This is a genomic window from Methanococcus voltae PS, assembly GCF_024807035.1.
GTDB classification, from domain to species: Archaea; AGJL01; Methanococci; order Methanococcales; family Methanococcaceae; genus Methanococcus; species Methanococcus voltae.
This window is the reverse complement of record NZ_JANUCQ010000001.1, coordinates 467,148-486,510: the sequence shown is the minus strand read 5'-3', so window position 1 is coordinate 486,510 and position 19,363 is coordinate 467,148. Positions and strand designations below refer to the sequence as shown.

Genomic DNA, 19,363 nt, shown 5'->3' with positions numbered 1-19,363 from the left:
TTAAAGACAAATATAACGATAAAAATAAAGATAAAGATAAATTAAAAATTAAATATACAAATGCTAAAAAACTAAAACTATATACTATAACTTGGTGAAATGATGACCCAGAAGGAATTTGTAATATGGCCTGCTTACTTTGATATTCAAAATAGCCGTTCAAAAGGTAGAAAATTAAATAAAGAGTTTTGCACTAGAAATGTTAAATTAAAAGATTTGGTGTCTGCAGCTAAAAAATTGGGTTATTCATACGAACAGGTAAATTCAAAGGCATACCCTAAAGAACCCTGGGAAAATGTAGGTCATTTAAAAATTAAAATTAAAAAAGAAGAAGATTCCGAAAGTATTGGCAAATATGAAATATTACTTAAAATAGGTAAACAACTTTCGGCATAAAATATCATTTTTAAGGCAATTATTGCACTTAACTTGCATTTTAAATTTTTAAATTTTATTTTAAATATAAAAAAGAAAATACTCAAATTTTATAAAATATATATTTTATAATTATATGAGTAATGAGAGAACTTTTTATTTTAGTTTATTTAGATTATTTAATTTATTTAGTTTAGATTATTTTATAATTTCTTAGTATTTTTAATTGGTATTTTGAGTTTAATGCCATCATAGGCCACACGTAAATCATAAGAATGCTATAATTAAGGTTAATTAATTGGATAACTAATTTCTATTCCAAATTAGATAGCTAACTATCTAAATAAACGGTAATTACTTATCGCTAGCAATATTAATTTCAATATTAATAGGACCGTTAATTGTAGCTGGCTTTCCCTCGATTCTATCATCAATATCGATTAAATCATTTAATCTTTCTTGAACTTTTTCAGAAATCTTTTGAATAATTGCTGAAGGTTCAACTGCTGAATAAATGTATGGTTTTTTACCCAAACCTTCTTTTTTCATTTTTTCTCTGTTCACATACCCTAAATTGTACATTTCGAGAATGGACTCCCTTACAGTTGATGGGTATATACCTGTACCATTAGCAATTTCCTCTACAGTACTTTTTTCAAACTTTCTAAGGAATATATATATCTTAGCTCTAACTTCACTTGCCATCAAGTTTGAAATGTTTTGAACTAAAATTCTATCCACATTTTCAATTATTTTTTGAGTAATATTGTCACCACGTTTATTTAATTCAAATATTCTATAGCTATTTTAATATAGGGGTTTATTTAACTAACTTGGAACCTCAAAAACTATAAAAAAGCACATTCATCACCAAAAATACCATTTATATAGTCAAGTCCCAATTTATTAAACAAAATACTAATATCCCATGATTTTATATATAGTTTTTGGTTATTACACCTACGACCCATTCTTATTATATTAAATATTCTCCTTATTGTGCAAAATTTACCTTTATTTTATCCTAAAATATATATTAATTAATTGCCAATATAAATTTTATATTCTTATACGATATTTAACAAGTATATAAGATAAATTTTAAGCTATTTTATTATTATTCGACAAATATCTAATCACTTTACAATGTCATATATCTAAATAAAATAATTTATTGAATATATATTAAGCTAAAACAGTTTATTAGGTTTAAAAAAATAAAATAATAAGTGGAAAATGGATATACCTTGAATAATAGTATACCATCATTCGCACGTAGTGTTGGGTTTGGATAATAGATTACACTAACATTGTAAGTATATAAAAGTTTAATAAAGAAACTTAATGACATAATGTAAATTCCTTATCAACTTGATAATAGTGATTAAACTAGTATATATTACGTTATATGGGCATATATGTAAAGTGTATTTACCCCAAATACTAAATATAAGATTATTTACGTTCTTCGATTTATTTAAGATATATTCATTCCATAAATCCGAATAGAATGAATTAATATTTCAGCTATAAGACTAAATTTTATCCATAACATAATTTATTCGTCATAACATCTTGACAAATAATAGGGCAATAATGGGAATAATATCCCATTTTTGATTTGGTACATCTAATATATATTACTTTCCATTTTTGGAATATCTTTCAAATTTAAATAAACGTATATATTTAAAAAAATTAATAATTTATATGTAACTTATTTAAATATAAAGACCATATAAATATTACTAAATAGATTATATAATAGTAGCAATCATAATGTATAATACTTATTGCATTTACCAATATGGTTGTCTTAAAGAAAACTTTTTAAAAAGTTTCTTAATAGTATATTATATAACGCATTAAACCAACTCCTGATACTAAAAAATTAATCAATACATAATTAAAAATTAGATAATAGAATTAATGGGATAAATTATGAAAATCATTAAAGCACTAAATAAAAGTAAAGCTATTGAAATATTGCAGTACCTTATGAATGAAGATAAGTCATACTTTAGTGAAATCGTAGTTATAACTCATTCTAACAGTTCTACCACCTACCGAGCTCTTGAATGTTTAAATGAAGCAGGTTTAGTTTCAAGATGTGAAGAAGGTGTTAAAAGAAATGATAAAGTATACTATAATATTACAAATAAGGGCATTAAAGTAATGAATTTAGTTAAAAAAATAGATGATATAGATTAATACATACGATTTTATGTTAAATTATTGAAATACAGAGACTATAAAAATAAAAAAATATTATAAAATAAGTTTAAAAAATTAAATTAAAATTAGAATAAAAAATAAAATATAATTAATTGAATAATATATTTATTTTATAATATCAATTATTCATTTAACATTTCGCTCTTTTCTTCAGATGATAATATATCAACAATTTCAGAAGGTTTTCCCATTTTTACCAATTTACCGCCTCTTACGAGACCTGCTCTGTCACATACGTTTAAAACAAAGTCCATATCGTGTGAAACTATGATGTATGTTTGGTCAAGTTCTTTTCTGGAGTTTTGAATTGATTCTGCAACCATGTTTCTTGTTATAGGGTCCATTGTACCTGTTGGTTCGTCCAATAATACTAAGTGAGGTTCTCTGATTAAAACCTGAGCTAAAGCAACTCTGTGTTTTTCCCCTACGCTCAATTCTTTAGGGTATTTGTCCAACATACCTTCAGCTTCTTCTTCTGTGAAACCTACTGATACTAAAGTATGCTCTGCTTTCATTTTTGCAAATTCAGCTGGCATTTCGAGACCTATTGATTCGGTTAAGTTGTAAAGTACTGTTCTGTGGGGGTACAAACTGTATTCCTGGAATAAAATTCCGATGTATCTTCGTGCTCTTCCTCTATTAGCAGGTCCTGCCTTTGTCATATCTACGAGTTCTTCTCCAAGTCTAAATGAATAGTTACCTTTGGAAGGCGGGAGAATACCTGCAATTATTTTTGATAAGGTTGTTTTACCTGCACCGCTTAAACCTACGAGCCCGAATATCTCTTTCTCATTTACTGAGATATCTATACCATTTACAGCTTTTACGATACCTCTTTCAACTGAAACATATCTTTTTTCAACATCCTTCAAGTTAATAAGTTCGTCTTTTATTTCCACGTCTTCAAATTTTTTCATAGATGTTATGGTTTTCATAAATTCATCTACTACCTTTTTACTCTCGTCAAACATCTTAACTTCGCCGTTTTCGAGCCATATTGTGGACTGTGAGAGTTCTTCGATAACTTCTGGCCAGTGTGACGTGATAACCATTGCAATGTTATGCTTAACAACTGTTTCAGCTAATGCTGTGTGTACCAATTGGGCTGTTTTAGGGTCTAAAGTACCTGTTGGTTCATCTGCTAAAAATATAACTGGGTCTTTTGCAATTTGTCTTGCTAAAACTACCCTTTGCTTTTCTCCACCACTTAAATCTCTAGAAATGTGGGTAATTCTATGCTCTAACTTTACCATTTTAATTAAACCAAGTGCTTTGTCACTTGCTTCTTTTCCTTCTACGCCTGCGTTTCTTAAAGCTTCTAAAATGTTTTCTGCAACGGTTCTTTCACCATAAAGTGCGAAAGTTCTTTGTAACATGATTGCAATTTTCTTCTTTAAATTGTAGGTCATTTCGTCATTTTCCCAGAAATCGACTGCTTTTGCCTTGAATTCTCCAACTTGCTCTTCGTTACATTGGCATGGTTGCCCAACTTTTGATGGAACTTCAACTCTACCACACTTGTCACATACTGCAACGTGATAGATAACATTACCGGATGTAGGTTCGTAACCTTCCATACCCCTTAACATGTGTAATAAAACAGATTTTCCTGAACCACTCCTCCCTAAAACACCTAAAACTTGCCCCTCATCGAGAGTAAAATTAATATCTTTTAAAACGGTATGGTCTCCAAATTTCTTAGTAACGTTTTTTACTTCTATTAAACGCATAAAATCACCTTAAAATTAATATAAACATAAAATTACAAATTATATAAATGTATAATCTAAAGAATTATCATAAATGTGATATTATCCCGCAGGTAAACAAATAACATATATAATTAATATTTAACATAGTATATGAATTTTACCCATAAGTGCACATATTATAAAACTATAGGGTTATTTAAATTTTTTCATTTACATTATTGGTTCTAACTTATTAATTATTACTTATTAATTATTACTTATTAATTATTACTTATTAATTATTACTTATTAATTATCCGATAAATAAAAATATAACTTTCATAAATATCATTATTTAAATTAATTTAATAATAATCTGCATTATATGTCTTTTCTATCCTTCCAATTGCATTGACGTACCCTATAACTACATCTACCGCCACTGCAAGTATTTCCACAATTTCTTAACCTATAATGTCCGCCTCCAATTTGGAGCATCTTACCATTTATTAAAGCATCTGAAATCTTTTGCCTTGCAGATTTTAAAATATTCCAAAAAACACGTCTAGATATTCCCATTGAGGCTGCTGCATCTTCGTGAGCATATCCAATATAATCAACAAGTCTTATACTTTCTAATTCCTCAACAGTTAATTTTAAGGTCTCTAAATCATATCTTGGCGTTCCTAATGGTTTAAAAGTTTCAAATTTTGGTTCTTCACTTATTAACCTAGGTATTTTTGGCCTACCCTTTTTTTCATCAGGCTTTGCATCTATCTTTTTTTCAGTTTCTTTTTCTTTATTATTTTCTTTATTTTCTTTATTTTCTTTTTCATTCTTAAGGCATTTTTGATTATCCAAGTCACTATCGTCAATTTTGCCTTCTTTAGATTCATCTACAATACAAATATTACTTTCATTTTTTTTCATAGTATCAACAGTAATTCATCATCAAATTATCAAACATATGCGTATTTATTAAATTTTAAACTTATTATTGATTATTATATTGATTATTATTGACTATTGTGGGATATACTCATATAATATCAATCTAAAACCATATAGTTGCATATATACTATATATTTGTGTTAGTAGTTTATTAATCTAATTGTTATTAATAATCTATTTTAATTTAATTATGTATATTATGCGACTTATTATTTAAAAAAGAAATAAAACTGCCAGGTTATTTATATTCAATTTAGAGATTAAATAATCCAACAAAGAAAATTAAATTTAAAACTAAATGGCTTATATGGCGTAACTATATATTAACGTATTATGATTTAAAATATAATAAGTTCAGTAATCTACTAATTTATAATTTAATGGCTTAATTTAACAATAACATAAAACGTATAGTATATAATTATAATATATGTTATAAAATAATTCAAACTATAAAATAATAAAATTAAATATGTATTCATTGATTAATCTAGTTCAGGGTTATTTATTGTCATACCCAAAACAGGCATCATAATCATGGTGTACTTTTCATCTTCAAGTCTTTCGTGTATTTTTTCCTTAAGAGATGGTACGACATCCATATTAACAACTGCATTTATAAGTAACGTATTTTGAGATAATTGTTTTACAAAATTAATTGCGAGTTCCGGTTCTTCAGATAACAAGAAACCTTGCCAATCGTAAGGCGACAATCCGGCATATTCTTTAATATAAAATCCCGAGATTCCCCCTTCTGAAAGTGCATTTATCGCTTTACCGATATTTTTTGATTCTATAAATAGTTTTATCAACAATTTCATATTTTCCCCCCGTATGAAATTATTAGGTAAATGTCAATACTAAACTAAATTACTAGTAACAAATTTAAGATAGATTATAACTTTTTAAACCTTTTAAACTTGTTAATCTTGTGCAAACAATAGTATTGATTATATTTTCAACATTCATATATCTAGATACTTTATTATACCTTAATCCATGATATCCATATTTTATTATTGATATAATACAGTATACTATAATATATTCACTTACCTAATTTATAACTTTTTATATATTTTTAATTTGATATTATCATATTTATAAAGAAGGAACATAATGAGAAAAATTATGAAATATATAATACTATAAGAATAAATGTCTATACGATAAGGATAATATTGAGACATAATTAATTTAATTAGTTACGAGATTAAAAATAAGATTAAAAATAAGATTAAAAGTAAACGTAAAGGTAAAACTAAAATTGTATTAATTGAATAATATTAAAGTTAAAGATAAAATCAAAGAAAATAAAATTAGAGATAATATATGTATAATTTTAAATTAAGTTCCAATTCTTAGGGGTTCGGATAAGTCTTTTATTAACAGGATAACCGAATAAGCTGCTAAAGCTGATGTTTTTGGGTTATCTTTACAAGGATTATTTTCTACACAAGTTTTTATTGTGCCAATGGAACCTTTAACATATATTTCGTGTTTATTTGTAGATAGAGTAGGGTCTGCAACTATTTTCACATTTGCAGGTACTTTCGAAGCTAATGATAAAACCACAGAAACGTTAATGTTTTGTGGGAATTTTGAAATTGCATCGAATACAGTTCCGTCAAATACGACAGTAGGTTCCCCTTTTTCTTGAATTTCAGATATTTCTTCCTCGGTCATTCCGTTTTTTAATAGTGCGTTAACTAAACCAAACACTGGCTTGGTAGTAATTAATTCAACTTTTTCGATATGTCCCAAAGAGCCTGCCTTTATTGCATCTATGCCTGCAATTGCTCCGGAGGGAACATAAACTTTTTTATTGTTTTCTTCTGCTAAATCACGTAATTTAATAAATAGTTCTTTATCTACTAAAGCTCCTACGCTCATTATTATGACATCTTTATCTGAATTTAATGATTTTGTAGCTACATCCTGTACAGCATTTACGGAAGCACATTCTACAACCAAATCAATGTTTGAATTCAAGAAACCCTCTAAAGTCTCATAAGATTCTGAATTAGTTTTTCTTGCAAGTTCTGACGATTTTTGATAATTTGTATCGTACAAACTTATAACTTCAGCTTTTTTAACTCGCTCGGTTTCTAACGCCTTGCATATCAATGATGCGATTGCTCCGCACCCGACGATACCTATTTTTAACATTTTACTCACTATATTTTTAATTGCTTATTGATTAATTTATTGTTTGTCATTATTTGTATTTTTAATTATTATTTTATAATATATCTTTATAGTATATAAAATAAAATATAAAAAAATATAAAAAAATATAAAAATAGAATAAATATAAACTAAAAATAGAAGATAAAAAATAAATTTATTTAATACTAAAATTCAACAATATAAAATATAATTAATTATTATAGAATATAATTAAAATTTAGATGTTATAGGTGGTTTAATCAATATGATGTTACCTATAGCGGTTATTAACTGGAATGGTAAAACTACTTTTTTAGATGGGTCTTCTATTGTTTCCTTTAAACATCCGTTGGCCACATCTGCAATAACTATTCCCCCTACGGTTGACTTCTCTGTGTCAATCATTGCATCAAAAACTTTACCAACATAAATAGCTTCAGTTGTGTAGATTTTCTTATTCAATAAATCACTTATTTTAATCGCCATAAGTATGCCTCCCAATTTCACTAACTGATTATATAAATAATATTTTGATATAAATACTTATAGTTATGGACTTAATTTAAACAATACATGTTATAATTTAATTAATGTATTTATAACATACTGTATCACTTTTGAAATATAGTAATTTAAATATCTTGTATTTTATAATAATCGATAAAACATAATTACTTCATAATATATTATATGAATGTAAATTATATAAATTAACGCTATTTAAATTCGACATATTTTCGACATATGTATATAGTTAAAATATTAAATATATATTTATTAGCCAAATATAGTAAAAGATGGGGAAAATATGGCAACAAGACGTTTTGTAAAGTTATATTTTAAAAAAGACGAAGATATATGGATAGAAGTTATGAACGCCGAAGAAAATATAGAAGTTCTTGAAAAAATAAGAAAATCAGTTATGGTTGATGGATATATGCTAATAGGTTGGGAAGAGTGGTATAATGACGATTTGTCATTCAGTAAAGACAGAACCGAATATAGAATAACAGACTAATGATTAATCATTTAAATATTTAAAAATACTTTTTTTACAATATTGTTTATAATATTGCAATTATTAAAATTTAAAACTAAAAATTAAAAATAGAATTTTGAGTATATTAATTATAAATTGCACCGTATTTTCTGCATTACTATATTGTATATGGCATCCTAAAAAATAATACATTAAAGTATAAGACTCTTACAAAAATATAAATATAAAATATTGATATTGATATTAATATTAATATTATCAATACGTGGTGATATTTAGTAATAGGGGAATGGGGGGAATTTATTCTAAATATCTAACTCTTATTTTTAGTTATTCTAGTTATTCTAGTTATTATTGGTGCGAATGCAAAATATAGACAAATATACTACTATAAAATATAAAATATAATCATGATGATTATTTCATTAAATTTTGGCATATATAAATTATTTAAAGATTAAAAATTTAAGAATAATAATGTAAGTTATTTAAGTTATTTGATTTATTTAAGTTACTTGATTATGTTATCTTCTAGTTCTTCAAGTTCTGCAAGAATTTCTTTTTTATTTTGATTTAAATTTTTAGACCTACCTCTTTGTCTGTTCATTTCTATTTGCTTTTTAACAGATTCTAAGGCATCTTTTAAAACTTCTATGAAATCCCATCTTTGTTTTTCTGCAATTAATTCAATATCTTCTCCATCGAACTCATATCTCTTGGTTGATGATAATTTAGGCTTTGACTCACCAACAAACAACTTTCGAGGAGTTTTTACATAAACCTTAACGTTATAAAATGGACTACCCCCTTTATCACGTTCTTTCTTAATGGATATTTTCATCCATTGCAACTGTCTGGAATATTTCACTATCTTGTTAACTTCTGAACTTAAAATTCTTTCTGCAAGCTCTCGTTGTTCCTCTTCTAGTTCGCCCCTAATTTCTACTTCAATCATTGATTCTGCTTTAAGGTCATAGATATACTTAAGTATGTCATATCTTGTAATTATGCCCCTTAAAGTACCATTCTTGTAGACAGGCATTCCTCTAATATCATTTTCTTTTAATATTCTAGCAACTTCAGGTATTGAATCCGTCAATTCTGCGCTAACTACAGGATAACTCATTATTGAAGAAACGGATTGAGACATTCTTGATATTTTTTCGCCTTTTATATCACCGATTGTCATTTTAACTTTTGGTTTGTATATTTTTTTAATTATGTCGTCTTCTGTGACGATACCCTCAGGCTCGCCATCTTCATCTAATACGATTAATCTTCCTATGCCATATTTAGACATTAAATTCCTTGCCTTACCTACATTTTCATTTTTATCTATTGTTATGGGGTTTTTGGTCATTATTTCGTCTACTGAGACGTCTTTCAAAATATCTGAAGTTGAAACGGCTTCTATAATATCATAATCAGTTATGATTCCTGCAATGTTATTCTTGCTATTATAAACTGGAGCTACCCTCTGACCGCTATTTACTATGTCAAAGCATGCGTCTATAACTGTCGCGTCTTCAAGAACTCCATGTGGTTTGTACATTAAATCGCCGATTGGTTGACCTACAGAATTTGAAAGTAACAAATCGTGAATATTTACAAGGTAAATTACACCCTCCTTCTCCACGAGTAAATTGTGGAATCTATTAGTTTCCATCATACTAATTGCTTTGGAAACTGTGGTTTCCGGCGTTACAATAACGACGTCTTTTGTAGAAATATCTTTAACGAGCTTGCTCATCAAATTTCACCCCGCCTAAATCCATGATATATATTTTGTTTTTTCCCTATTATATCCTTTGGGATAGCGCGCGGTGTCATAAAATGTATATATGATGAACAACATAAATAATTAGTTTCATTAAAAGGTCATTTCATATATAAATTTAAAATAATTAAGTTACAACAAAAAGGCTAATTTTAACGTATTTGTAATTAAAAATAATGATAAATTGAGGATATTAACTTAAATATATAAATATTTATATACATTAATGCTATAAAAATAATAAAAGAATATAATATATAAAATAATAAAATAAAAGAAATAACTTAAAATAAAGTAAATAAAATAAAAAAATAAAATATTTTTTATTGAATTATAGCGATTGTGTCAACTGCTCCGTCAATACTTACGGTTTCAACTTCTTCACCGTTTGCATACATTGCTCTTTTAACATCTTTGATGTGTTCTTTTGTAAGCATACCAAATTCAGATTCAAAACCTTCGTTTAATATTTTTTCAATAGTTTCAGCATTTGCATTTTTAATAAAGTTCATTACCTTTCCAGCATTTTGCTTATGCTCAGGACCGATTTTTGATTTATTTGGTGTTACTTCGGATATTTTCTGCTCCAAAGATGGCTTACCCATTGTTATTACCAAATCATTGATTTTTAAGGAACCTGAAATATCCGCTTTTGTAGTATTTAGCGCATTGAACTCTTTTTCTTCAGCATAAATTTCCACTTTGGATAATTCCGCATTTAATGGCATACCTTTGTTTGATTTGTATCTTCTTAAGGAAGCTACGGCATTTTTAACCATTTCTCCCATTTCTTCATTTTCTTCGCTGATGAATGATTCATCCAACGTTGCCCAGGTGAAATGTAAGTCATCGATTTCGTAAATTTCACCAACTAAATCCGAGAAGTGCGGTGTAAATGGAGCTAACATTTTTGTACACTCTGTAATAACATTATAAAGTGTGTACTGTGCCATAAATCTTTCGTTGTTTGCTTCTTCAGTTTCTTCTTTATTGTAAAGCCTATGTTTTACTAATTCGATGTAGTTATCACAGAATTCGTGCCATAAGAATTTTTGAATATCTGCAACAGCGTTGAATTTGTAGTTTTCGAGGTCTTCACTTACTTCTTTTACCAATTTATTTAATTTACTTAAAATCCAAAGGTCTACAGGATTTGTAATTTCTATTTTTTCGCTTTCATTTATTTTTGGGTTCATTTTTGCTTTTATGGTAGCAATTACATCATCGCTGATATTCATTTTTGCAAATTTACTTGCGTTCCATACTTTTCTTAAGAATCTGTTTCCGTATTCGACTTCTTTCCAAGCAAAAGGAACATCTTTACCTAATGTACTGTTTGAAGCCCATAATCTAAGGGAATCTGCACCATATTTATCAGTAATTTCTGAAGGTGCTACAACGTTTCCTCTACTTTTACTCATCTTAAATCCATCTTCACCGAAAACCATGCCATTTACAGCGATTTCGTCCCAAGGCTTTTCACCTGTTAAGGCCAATGACCTTACTATTGTGTAAAATGCCCAAGTTCTGATTATATCGTGACCTTGTGGTCTCAATTGGACAGGGTAGTATTTTTTGAAGAATTCTTCATCTTCCAACCAGCCTGCAATTACCATAGGGGTTATTGACGAATCCATCCAGGTGTCTAAAACATCTGTTTCAGCTCTTAAGTTTTTACTTCCACATTTACAAGTATATGGTGATTCTTTTGTAGGGTCAATTGGTAAATCTTCTTCTTTTGCGAAAATGATTTCTCCACAATCTTTACAGTACCATACTGGAATAGGGGTTGCAAATAATCTTTGTCTGCTGATACACCAGTCCCAGCCCATGTCTTCAATCCATTTTAAAAGCCTTGCTTTCATATGTTCTGGAATCCATTTAATTTCATTTGTTGCTTTTTCTGCTTCTTCGAGCATTTTAGTAACGTTTACGAACCATTGGTCTCCAACGATGATTTCAATAGGTGTTTTACATCTCCAGCAGGAACCTACATTTTGTTCTAAAGGTTCTTGTTTTATCATATAATCGTTTGCCTTTAAATCGCCAATTATTTCTTTTCTTGCTTCTTCAGATTTTAAACCTTGGTATTTTCCAGCAATTTCGGTTAATTGTCCTTTTTCGTCGATTGCTTTTTTAACTTCTAAACTGTGTCTGTTAACCCATGTAACGTCGGTTTTGTCCCCAAAAGTACATACCATTACGACACCGGTACCGAAATCCTTCTCTACATCTTCGTCAGGATAAACGGTTACTTCTTGGTCAAATAATGGAACCCTTACGGTTTTTCCTACTACGTCGCTGTATCTTTCATCTTCCGGGTGAACTACGATTCCTACACAAGCAGCCATTAATTCCGGTCTTGATGTAGCTATTTCTAAGTATTTTCCATCGTTTGCTGCGTAAGGGAATTTTACATAGTTTAATTTAGAGGTTCTTTCTTGATATTCAACTTCTGCGAAAGCAATGGCGGTTTCACACCTTGGGCACCAGTTTACAGGGTGCTTTCCTCTGTATATGAGACCTTTTTGTTGCATTCTTAAAAAAGCAGTTTGTGACTTTTTAACATATTCTGGGGTCATTGTGATGTATTCCCTATCCCAATCTGTTGAAATACCTAATGAACGTACTTGTTCCCTCATTTTATCGATATTTTCTTCAGTGAGGTCAATACACATTTTTCTAAATTCTTGCCTATCTACGCCGGATTTAGTGATATTGTGGATTTCTTCAACCTTTACTTCGGTTGGTAAGCCGTGACAGTCCCAACCTTGTGGGAACATAACATCATAGCCGTTCATTCTCTTAAATCTTGCTATAATATCCATGTATGTCCAGTTTAAACCGTGTCCTAAGTGCATTTTACCTGTTGGGTATGGTGGGGGTGTATCGATTATATAAGGAGGTCTTTTTTCATCTTCCATAAACTTATATAATTTTTCATCTTCCCATTTTTCTTGAATTTTTTTTTCTACTTCCATAGAATATTCTTCTTTAATTTCCATTGATAGCCCTCAAATATAATTAATTATCGAGTATTACTTTAATATATTTAATATTTTTAATATTTTTGATACTATTTGTTTTATAAATATAATTTAATTGTATTTTTAATAATTGCTATTTATATTATATAAAGATTAATAAAATCTACGAAATTTAATGAACAACATCGTAAAAAATATGGTTATTTAAACAAACTTATTAAAAAAATAAAATAAAATAAAATAAAATAAATAAAATAAATAATAAATAAAATAAATAATAAATAAAATAAATAATAAATAAAAAATAAAAAATAATTTATTAAATATTTTTAAAAACATCCAATATATATTCAATATCCACTTCTGTTACTGATGGATGAACTGGTAAACTCAAAATCCGTTCTGATGCGTATTTTGATTTGTCACAGTCTTTAGCATATCCTAATTTTTCATAAATAGGCTGGTAATTCACAGGTATTGGATAATGAATACCCGTACCAATGCCTTTTTCAGCTAGGTATTCCTGTAATTCGTCTCTTTTTAATTTAAATTCGTCTTCTACGCGAATGCAGTATTGATGATAAACGTGTTTTACATGTTTATCTTTAAATGGTGTTATAATACCGTCGACATCTTTAAGACCATCATTTAATAATTTGGCGTTTTTTATTCTTTTTTCTGTCCAATCCCCGAGATTTTTAAGTTGCACTCTTCCAATTGCTGCAGATATGCTTGTCATTCTAAAATTATAACCTAATTCAGTGTGTAAGTATTTTTCAGATTGTCCGTGATTTCTGATAAGTTTGGCCCTATTGCATAACTCATCATCGTTTGTTAATACGATACCGCCTTCTCCAGTAGTCATATTCTTTGTAGGATAAAAACTAAATGTTGAAAAGTCTCCAAATCCTCCAACTCTCTTATTATTATATTCTGCACCATGTGCTTGTGCTGCATCCTCAATTAAATAAATATTGTGGTCTTCAGCAATTTCTTTGAGGGCTTTAACATTTGCAGGCTGTCCAAAAAGGTGAACTGCGATTATTGCTTTCGTATTTGGTGTTATTTTTTCCATTACTTGTTCAGGGTCAATATTATAGGTTTTTTCATCAATGTCTGCGAAAACAGCTTTTGAACCTTGATATAATATAGCATTACTTGAAGCTATAAATGTGAATGGTGTTGTTATAACTTCATCACCATGTGATAGCTTTAAAGCTTTTAAAGCAAGGTCTAAAGCCACAGTTCCACTCGTAACGCCGATACCATATTTAGTTTGCTGATAATTGGCGAATTCTTTTTCAAATTTCTCAACTTCTGCGCCGTGTGCTAACATTCCACTTTTTAATACATCAGTAACCGCTTGTATTTCTTCTTCGCCTACCAATGGCTTAGCAATTGGTATATTTCTTGATATATTTGCTTTTTCAGTTTTTTGTGACAAAATCCCGCCTCATTGAGTCAATATTGTTATTCGCAATATTATTCATAATTTAGTAATTTATAAAAATAAATTTTAAAATATATTTGTGGTTTAAGGATATAAAATTAATTATTTAATTTAACACTAAAAAAAGTAAATAATAAATTACTAATTAAGAATTAATAAGTAATAATTAAGAATTAAGAATTAATATGATTTATTTATTCAGATTGTATGATTTCCATTAATTTTTTAGCTGCATTATCCATTGTAGTTTCAAATGAAATTCCATTTTCATTCAATATTCTCCTACCTTCTTCTTCATTTGTTCCCATTAATCTAACGGCAAACTTAACATTTGGATAGTCCTTATAAACTTCTACGATACCTTTTGAAACTTCGTCACATCTAGTAATACCGCCCAAAATGTTTATAAATACGCCTTTAATTCCTTCTTTTGATAAAGCTCTTCTTAATGCTTTTTGAACGGTTTCACTGTTTGAACCGCCACCCACATCTAAAAAGCAGGATGGTTCGCCACCAGAATTTTTAACGATGTCCATAGATGCTAGTGTTAAACCTGCACCATTTCCAATTACTGCTATGTCTCCATCCAAATCAACGTATGCGAATTCTGATTTTTCTTGCTTGCTGTATTCTTCAAATTTGGCAAAATCGTGTTTGTAGTAGGAATCATCGTCTAAATTAAATACTGCGTCTGCTGCAATTATTGTTTCCTCTTTTGTAACTACTAACGGGTTAATTTCAATTAAAGAGCCGTCCATATCTTCAAATGCTTTATAGAGCTTTGATATAATTGTAGCAATTTTTGAGATTTCTTTTGAAGGAATTCCTGCTCTTATTAACATATTTCTTGCCATATATGGTTGGAATTCTTTATCAAAGTCAACATAGTATTTTATAATTTTCTCAGGGGATTTTTCAGCCACTTGCTCAATATCTACACCGCCTTCAGTTGAGAACATTACTACAGCCTGTTTATTGTTTCTATCTATAACAATACCGACATAATATTCTTTTGCAATGTTTATCATATCTTCTAGAAGTACTTTTTCTACTTTTTCGCCCTTGATATCCTTATTTAACAATTCTTCGATTTTTTCATTTGCTTCTTGGGTGTTATTTGCAAATAAAATTCCGCCTGCCTTTCCCCTACCACCTACAAGTACTTGAGCCTTTACAACAACCGGATTATCGATATTTTCTACTTTTTTGTCTGTAACTTTGCTATTTGGAACGGGGATTCCATATGATTTGAATATTGCCTTTGCTTCATATTCGTGTAATTTCATAAATTCACCAATTGACTTAAATTTTGAATGATTTAAAATGATTTAAATAGATATTTGACTTTTTTGTATATATAGATTACATACTATAGATTATCTATTAAAAATAAGAAGTAAAAATGTTATAAATATTACAAATTAGTGTAACTTATTTTTTCAATTAATTTTTTTCAGTTTGCTTTTTCACCTGTTTTCCAATTAAAACATTGACTTCATTTAAAAAATTTTCCATCTCTGTCTTTTTAATGGCTGCCCCTGAGGCTACGTTATGCCCTCCACCGTCTCCACCGTATTTTTTAGCTAAACCCATAGCTTCAGATAAATTCAATCCATTTTCAACTAATTCTCGGTTTCCCCTAGAAGATACCTTGTAAATATCGTTTTCTTCATTAAAACCTAAAACTGGTTTATCGGTAACCATTAATGACGCAATTATACCAGTTTTTCCTTTATTACCTATGAAATATCTTAAATTTTCCATTTCTTTGAGTTCAGTAGTTTTTAAATCATTTATAACTTCAATTTTATATTCCCTGAACAATTCTTTTCCTTTTTCGACTGCTTTTTTATCTCCAAGTAATATGCTTAAGCCCAATGCTGTTTCTTCTTTTCTACCGCAAGCATTTAAAATCTCAGATAAATAGTAAGCATCATTTATTCCTATATTTTTAAAAGCCCCTAATTCTTTACTTTCTGTGTTTATCAAAATTCGCTCTATAATTAAGTCTTTCAACTTATTTTCATTTATCTTTTGAATTATATCTGAATTTTTACATTCTATAGGTAATCTATTCAGGAAATGTCTATTTAATTCATTTATTAAATTCTCTTTTTCGTTTATTGTAAGTGCTTTACAATTTGGGTTAATTTCAGCGTTATTCAATATTTCGACAATTTCCCCATTGCTTAAATTTAAATAAGGCTGTGTAGAGTAATAAATTGTTTTACTGATTTCTATGTTAAAGCAATTAAATATTAAATCCCTCATTATCTTTATATGTCTATTTTGCCTTGCTTCATTTAGTATGAACTTATTTAAACCCAAAAATGGTTTGTGTTGCATATCTCCAATAGCTCCAATTAATGCAATAGGTGCTAAATCACAAAAACCATAAGCTCTTGCTACTAAATAACAAGTTCCGCTACCTGAAAGCTCTCTTGAGCCATCTACTCCCATTAGTATGGGGTTTAACTGTAAAATTTGGCTATTTTGGCTATTTTGGCTATTTTGGCTATTTTCCCGGTCAATTATATATTTTTTTATTTTAACGGGATGGTGGTCTAAAATAATAGCGTTTAACTTAGCATCTAAGATTTTATCAATCTGTCCGCTTCCCATATCGGAAAATATAAACAGTTGGTCATTTTTACAGGTTGCTTCCTTTTTAAATTCTTCGATTTTTTCATCGTTTAAATTTTCTATCACGGTTATATGAAATTGTTTGTTAATTCTCATTAACATGTTGATTAATATTGCCCCTGATGTAAGTCCATCGGGGTCGTGATGCGTAATTAGCCGTATAGTGCCATTATAATTGTCTATTTTTAATTTTATCAAATTTATAACGTTGTTGAAACTTTCTATATCCTTAATTGGTATTATTTCCATAAATTCACCGATTTAAATAATTTTACATGTATTTAATCTATATTTGAATATGATAACTTCTAAATTCCTAATCCAAATTTCCAATATAATCATTTAGGTATATTTCTCGTTAATAATAAGTATTATTACTTGTTATTAGTTATTATTAGTTATTATTATATGAAATGTTGCATATATTATAATCATAATTATATATATTTAAAGATTAAAATTATTGGACTTATTAAATTATGGACTAATTAAGTGATATTATGATACCAGACTCTTTAAAATTTAAAAAACTCGTTATGGGCTGTGGTAATATGCTATTTGCCGATGATGGATTTGGTTACGAAGTTATAAGTTTACTCGAAAATATGGAATTACCCGAAGATGTAGGGGTAATTGATGCAGGTACGGGGGCACCTTACTATCTTATGTCTATTATGGATAAAGACTGCCCTGTTGAAAAAATAATCGTCGTGGATATTATTGATTTTAAATTAGAACCTGGAACATTGAAAAAATTAGGTATCAAAAACTTGACTAAAATCGATAAATATAATTTTGATGCTCACGACATGCCATTGTCTGATTATTTATTAAAAGCTAAAGAAGCAGGTATTGAAGTCGTAATCATTGGTTGTCAGGCTAAAAGAGTTACCATGCCCGATATAGAAGTTGGATTAACTGATGAAGTTAAAAATTCGCTTGAAAATGCTGTTGAAATGGTGTTAGAAGAGTTAAAGGAGTAAGTTAAAATTAATTTAAAACTAAACTTAAATTAGAATAAACTAATAAAATATAGGTGTGTGATAATTTGGAAGAATTAAAAGGTAGAATTATTTCAAAAGGCTATGTGGAGGGAGAAATTATTATATCCAATAGTCCTATTTCCTTTTTAGGAGGGGTTAGTGAAGAAGGTATTGTAACCGATAAAGAGAACGAATTATACGGAAAAAGCATAGCAAACAAAATATTTGTATTCCCTACTGGAAAAGGTAGCACTGTGGGCTCATATGTTATATACGGACTTGCAAAAAAAGGATTGCTTAAAGGTATTGTTAACCAAGATTGTGAGCCTATTGTGGCTACAGGCGCTATTTTAGGTAAAATACCGCTTGTAGACCATGTTGATATATCCAAATTGAAAAATGGCGATAAAATTATCGTTGATGGAAATAATGGAATTATTAAAGTCGAAAACTAATAAATAACAATTTTATAAAATAGATACGTGAAAAAAATATATGTTTATAATTTAATATTATAATTTAATATCAATAGGTATGTTAGATTCTATTAATTATTCTTTTTTAGAATTTAATATGTCTATATCTTCTTTTTCTTCTTTAATTTCCCCATTGTTTTCAATGTTTTCAATGTTTTCAATATCTTCTATTTTTTTTATTTCGTCATCTTTTGTAGCGTCGTCTTCTTTTTCTTCTGATTTTAGAGCTAGTTCTGAAGTCTCGCCCTCTTCTCGAAACAAATCGTCTTCTTTTTCTTCAATGTGCATTAATTCCAGATTTTTAAGATGTTCAACCATTTTACATCGTTCCGAAAGTTTACTCGATATATAAGCCCAAATTATGAAAATTATGAAAATTGCACCTAGCCAAGAATATATACCTATATCGTTAGTCAACAAATAAGCTATTATTAATATCAATATGCCTATAACCACCCTTAAAACTCTAATTCTGAGTATAGAAGCCTTTTCTTTTTTAATACTATGCCTTATGTCCTCTAATTTTCTTGATGTATAAGTCATTGCTATCCCCCTCATATTCATAATAAATTATATTAATCATAGTATTTATATAATATAATTTATCAATTAAACTAAAAATTTA

General features: G+C 28.5%; 17 protein-coding genes. 5 read left to right on the top strand and 12 right to left on the bottom strand.

The window, feature by feature from the left end:
- Positions 1-102: 102 nt before the first annotated feature.
- Positions 103-396 (top strand): signal recognition particle subunit SRP19/SEC65 family protein, encoded by a 294-nt coding sequence (locus tag M2325_RS02330; RefSeq protein ID WP_209590528.1) that lies wholly within the window; start codon positions 103-105, stop codon positions 394-396.
- A gap of 333 nt (positions 397-729) precedes the next feature.
- Here M2325_RS02330 and M2325_RS02325 read toward each other — a convergent pair whose 3' ends face one another.
- The gene (locus M2325_RS02325; RefSeq protein ID WP_209590821.1) at positions 730-1,080 is read right to left on the bottom strand and encodes a winged helix-turn-helix domain-containing protein; all 351 of its coding nucleotides are present in this window, start codon (positions 1,078-1,080) and stop codon (positions 730-732) included.
- 1,236 nt (positions 1,081-2,316) lie between these two features.
- On the opposite strand from M2325_RS02325, the gene M2325_RS02320 reads away from it, so the two are divergent.
- The gene (locus M2325_RS02320) at positions 2,317-2,586 is read left to right on the top strand and encodes a winged helix-turn-helix domain-containing protein (protein WP_209590527.1); all 270 of its coding nucleotides are present in this window, start codon (positions 2,317-2,319) and stop codon (positions 2,584-2,586) included.
- 146 nt (positions 2,587-2,732) lie between these two features.
- On the opposite strand, the gene atwA is transcribed toward M2325_RS02320, so the two are convergent.
- The 5 genes from atwA to M2325_RS02295 form a co-directional block, all read right to left on the bottom strand.
- Positions 2,733-4,340: a methyl coenzyme M reductase system, component A2 gene (atwA, locus tag M2325_RS02315; protein ID WP_209590526.1), complete on the bottom strand. Its 1,608-nt coding sequence runs from the start codon at positions 4,338-4,340 to the stop codon at positions 2,733-2,735.
- Between the two features lie 342 nt (positions 4,341-4,682).
- On the bottom strand, positions 4,683-5,078 hold the full coding sequence (locus M2325_RS02310; RefSeq protein ID WP_259050862.1) for a DUF134 domain-containing protein: 396 nt from the start codon (positions 5,076-5,078) through the stop codon (positions 4,683-4,685).
- A 660-nt stretch (positions 5,079-5,738) separates the two neighbouring features.
- On the bottom strand, positions 5,739-6,074 hold the full coding sequence (locus tag M2325_RS02305; protein ID WP_209590524.1) for an MJ1244 family protein: 336 nt from the start codon (positions 6,072-6,074) through the stop codon (positions 5,739-5,741).
- Positions 6,075-6,600: 526 nt separating this feature from the next.
- On the bottom strand, positions 6,601-7,422 hold the full coding sequence (locus tag M2325_RS02300) for an aspartate dehydrogenase (RefSeq protein WP_259050707.1): 822 nt from the start codon (positions 7,420-7,422) through the stop codon (positions 6,601-6,603).
- A 231-nt stretch (positions 7,423-7,653) separates the two neighbouring features.
- Positions 7,654-7,908, bottom strand: coding sequence for a PRC-barrel domain-containing protein (locus M2325_RS02295; RefSeq protein ID WP_209590522.1), 255 nt, complete (start codon positions 7,906-7,908; stop codon positions 7,654-7,656).
- A 322-nt stretch (positions 7,909-8,230) separates the two neighbouring features.
- Here M2325_RS02295 and M2325_RS02290 point away from each other — a divergent pair, with 322 nt between their 5' ends.
- Positions 8,231-8,440, top strand: a complete 210-nt coding sequence (locus M2325_RS02290) for a hypothetical protein (protein WP_209590521.1) — start codon at positions 8,231-8,233, stop codon at positions 8,438-8,440.
- 493 nt (positions 8,441-8,933) lie between these two features.
- On the opposite strand, the gene M2325_RS02285 is transcribed toward M2325_RS02290, so the two are convergent.
- From M2325_RS02285 to recJ, 5 genes are all read right to left on the bottom strand, one after another.
- Positions 8,934-10,172 (bottom strand): CBS domain-containing protein, encoded by a 1,239-nt coding sequence (locus M2325_RS02285; protein ID WP_209590520.1) that lies wholly within the window; start codon positions 10,170-10,172, stop codon positions 8,934-8,936.
- Between the two features lie 350 nt (positions 10,173-10,522).
- On the bottom strand, positions 10,523-13,204 hold the full coding sequence (locus M2325_RS02280; RefSeq protein WP_259050705.1) for a valine--tRNA ligase: 2,682 nt from the start codon (positions 13,202-13,204) through the stop codon (positions 10,523-10,525).
- Between the two features lie 301 nt (positions 13,205-13,505).
- On the bottom strand, positions 13,506-14,630 hold the full coding sequence (locus M2325_RS02275) for a DegT/DnrJ/EryC1/StrS family aminotransferase (RefSeq protein ID WP_259050702.1): 1,125 nt from the start codon (positions 14,628-14,630) through the stop codon (positions 13,506-13,508).
- Between the two features lie 200 nt (positions 14,631-14,830).
- Entirely contained in the window at positions 14,831-15,922 is a 1,092-nt protein-coding gene (sucC, locus tag M2325_RS02270) for an ADP-forming succinate--CoA ligase subunit beta (protein WP_209590517.1), read from the bottom strand.
- 157 nt (positions 15,923-16,079) lie between these two features.
- Positions 16,080-17,528: a RecJ family nuclease gene (gene recJ / locus M2325_RS02265; protein ID WP_259050700.1), complete on the bottom strand. Its 1,449-nt coding sequence runs from the start codon at positions 17,526-17,528 to the stop codon at positions 16,080-16,082.
- A gap of 251 nt (positions 17,529-17,779) precedes the next feature.
- Here recJ and frhD point away from each other — a divergent pair, with 251 nt between their 5' ends.
- Both frhD and M2325_RS02255 read left to right on the top strand, forming a co-directional pair.
- The gene (gene frhD, locus M2325_RS02260; RefSeq protein WP_209590515.1) at positions 17,780-18,262 is read left to right on the top strand and encodes a coenzyme F420-reducing hydrogenase, FrhD protein; all 483 of its coding nucleotides are present in this window, start codon (positions 17,780-17,782) and stop codon (positions 18,260-18,262) included.
- Positions 18,263-18,327: 65 nt separating this feature from the next.
- Positions 18,328-18,717, top strand: a complete 390-nt coding sequence (locus tag M2325_RS02255) for a DUF126 domain-containing protein (protein ID WP_209590514.1) — start codon at positions 18,328-18,330, stop codon at positions 18,715-18,717.
- Positions 18,718-18,813: 96 nt separating this feature from the next.
- Here the strand turns inward: M2325_RS02255 and M2325_RS02250 are convergent, their stop codons facing one another.
- Positions 18,814-19,281: a hypothetical protein gene (locus M2325_RS02250; RefSeq protein ID WP_209631567.1), complete on the bottom strand. Its 468-nt coding sequence runs from the start codon at positions 19,279-19,281 to the stop codon at positions 18,814-18,816.
- Between the last annotated feature and the right edge of the window lie 82 nt (positions 19,282-19,363).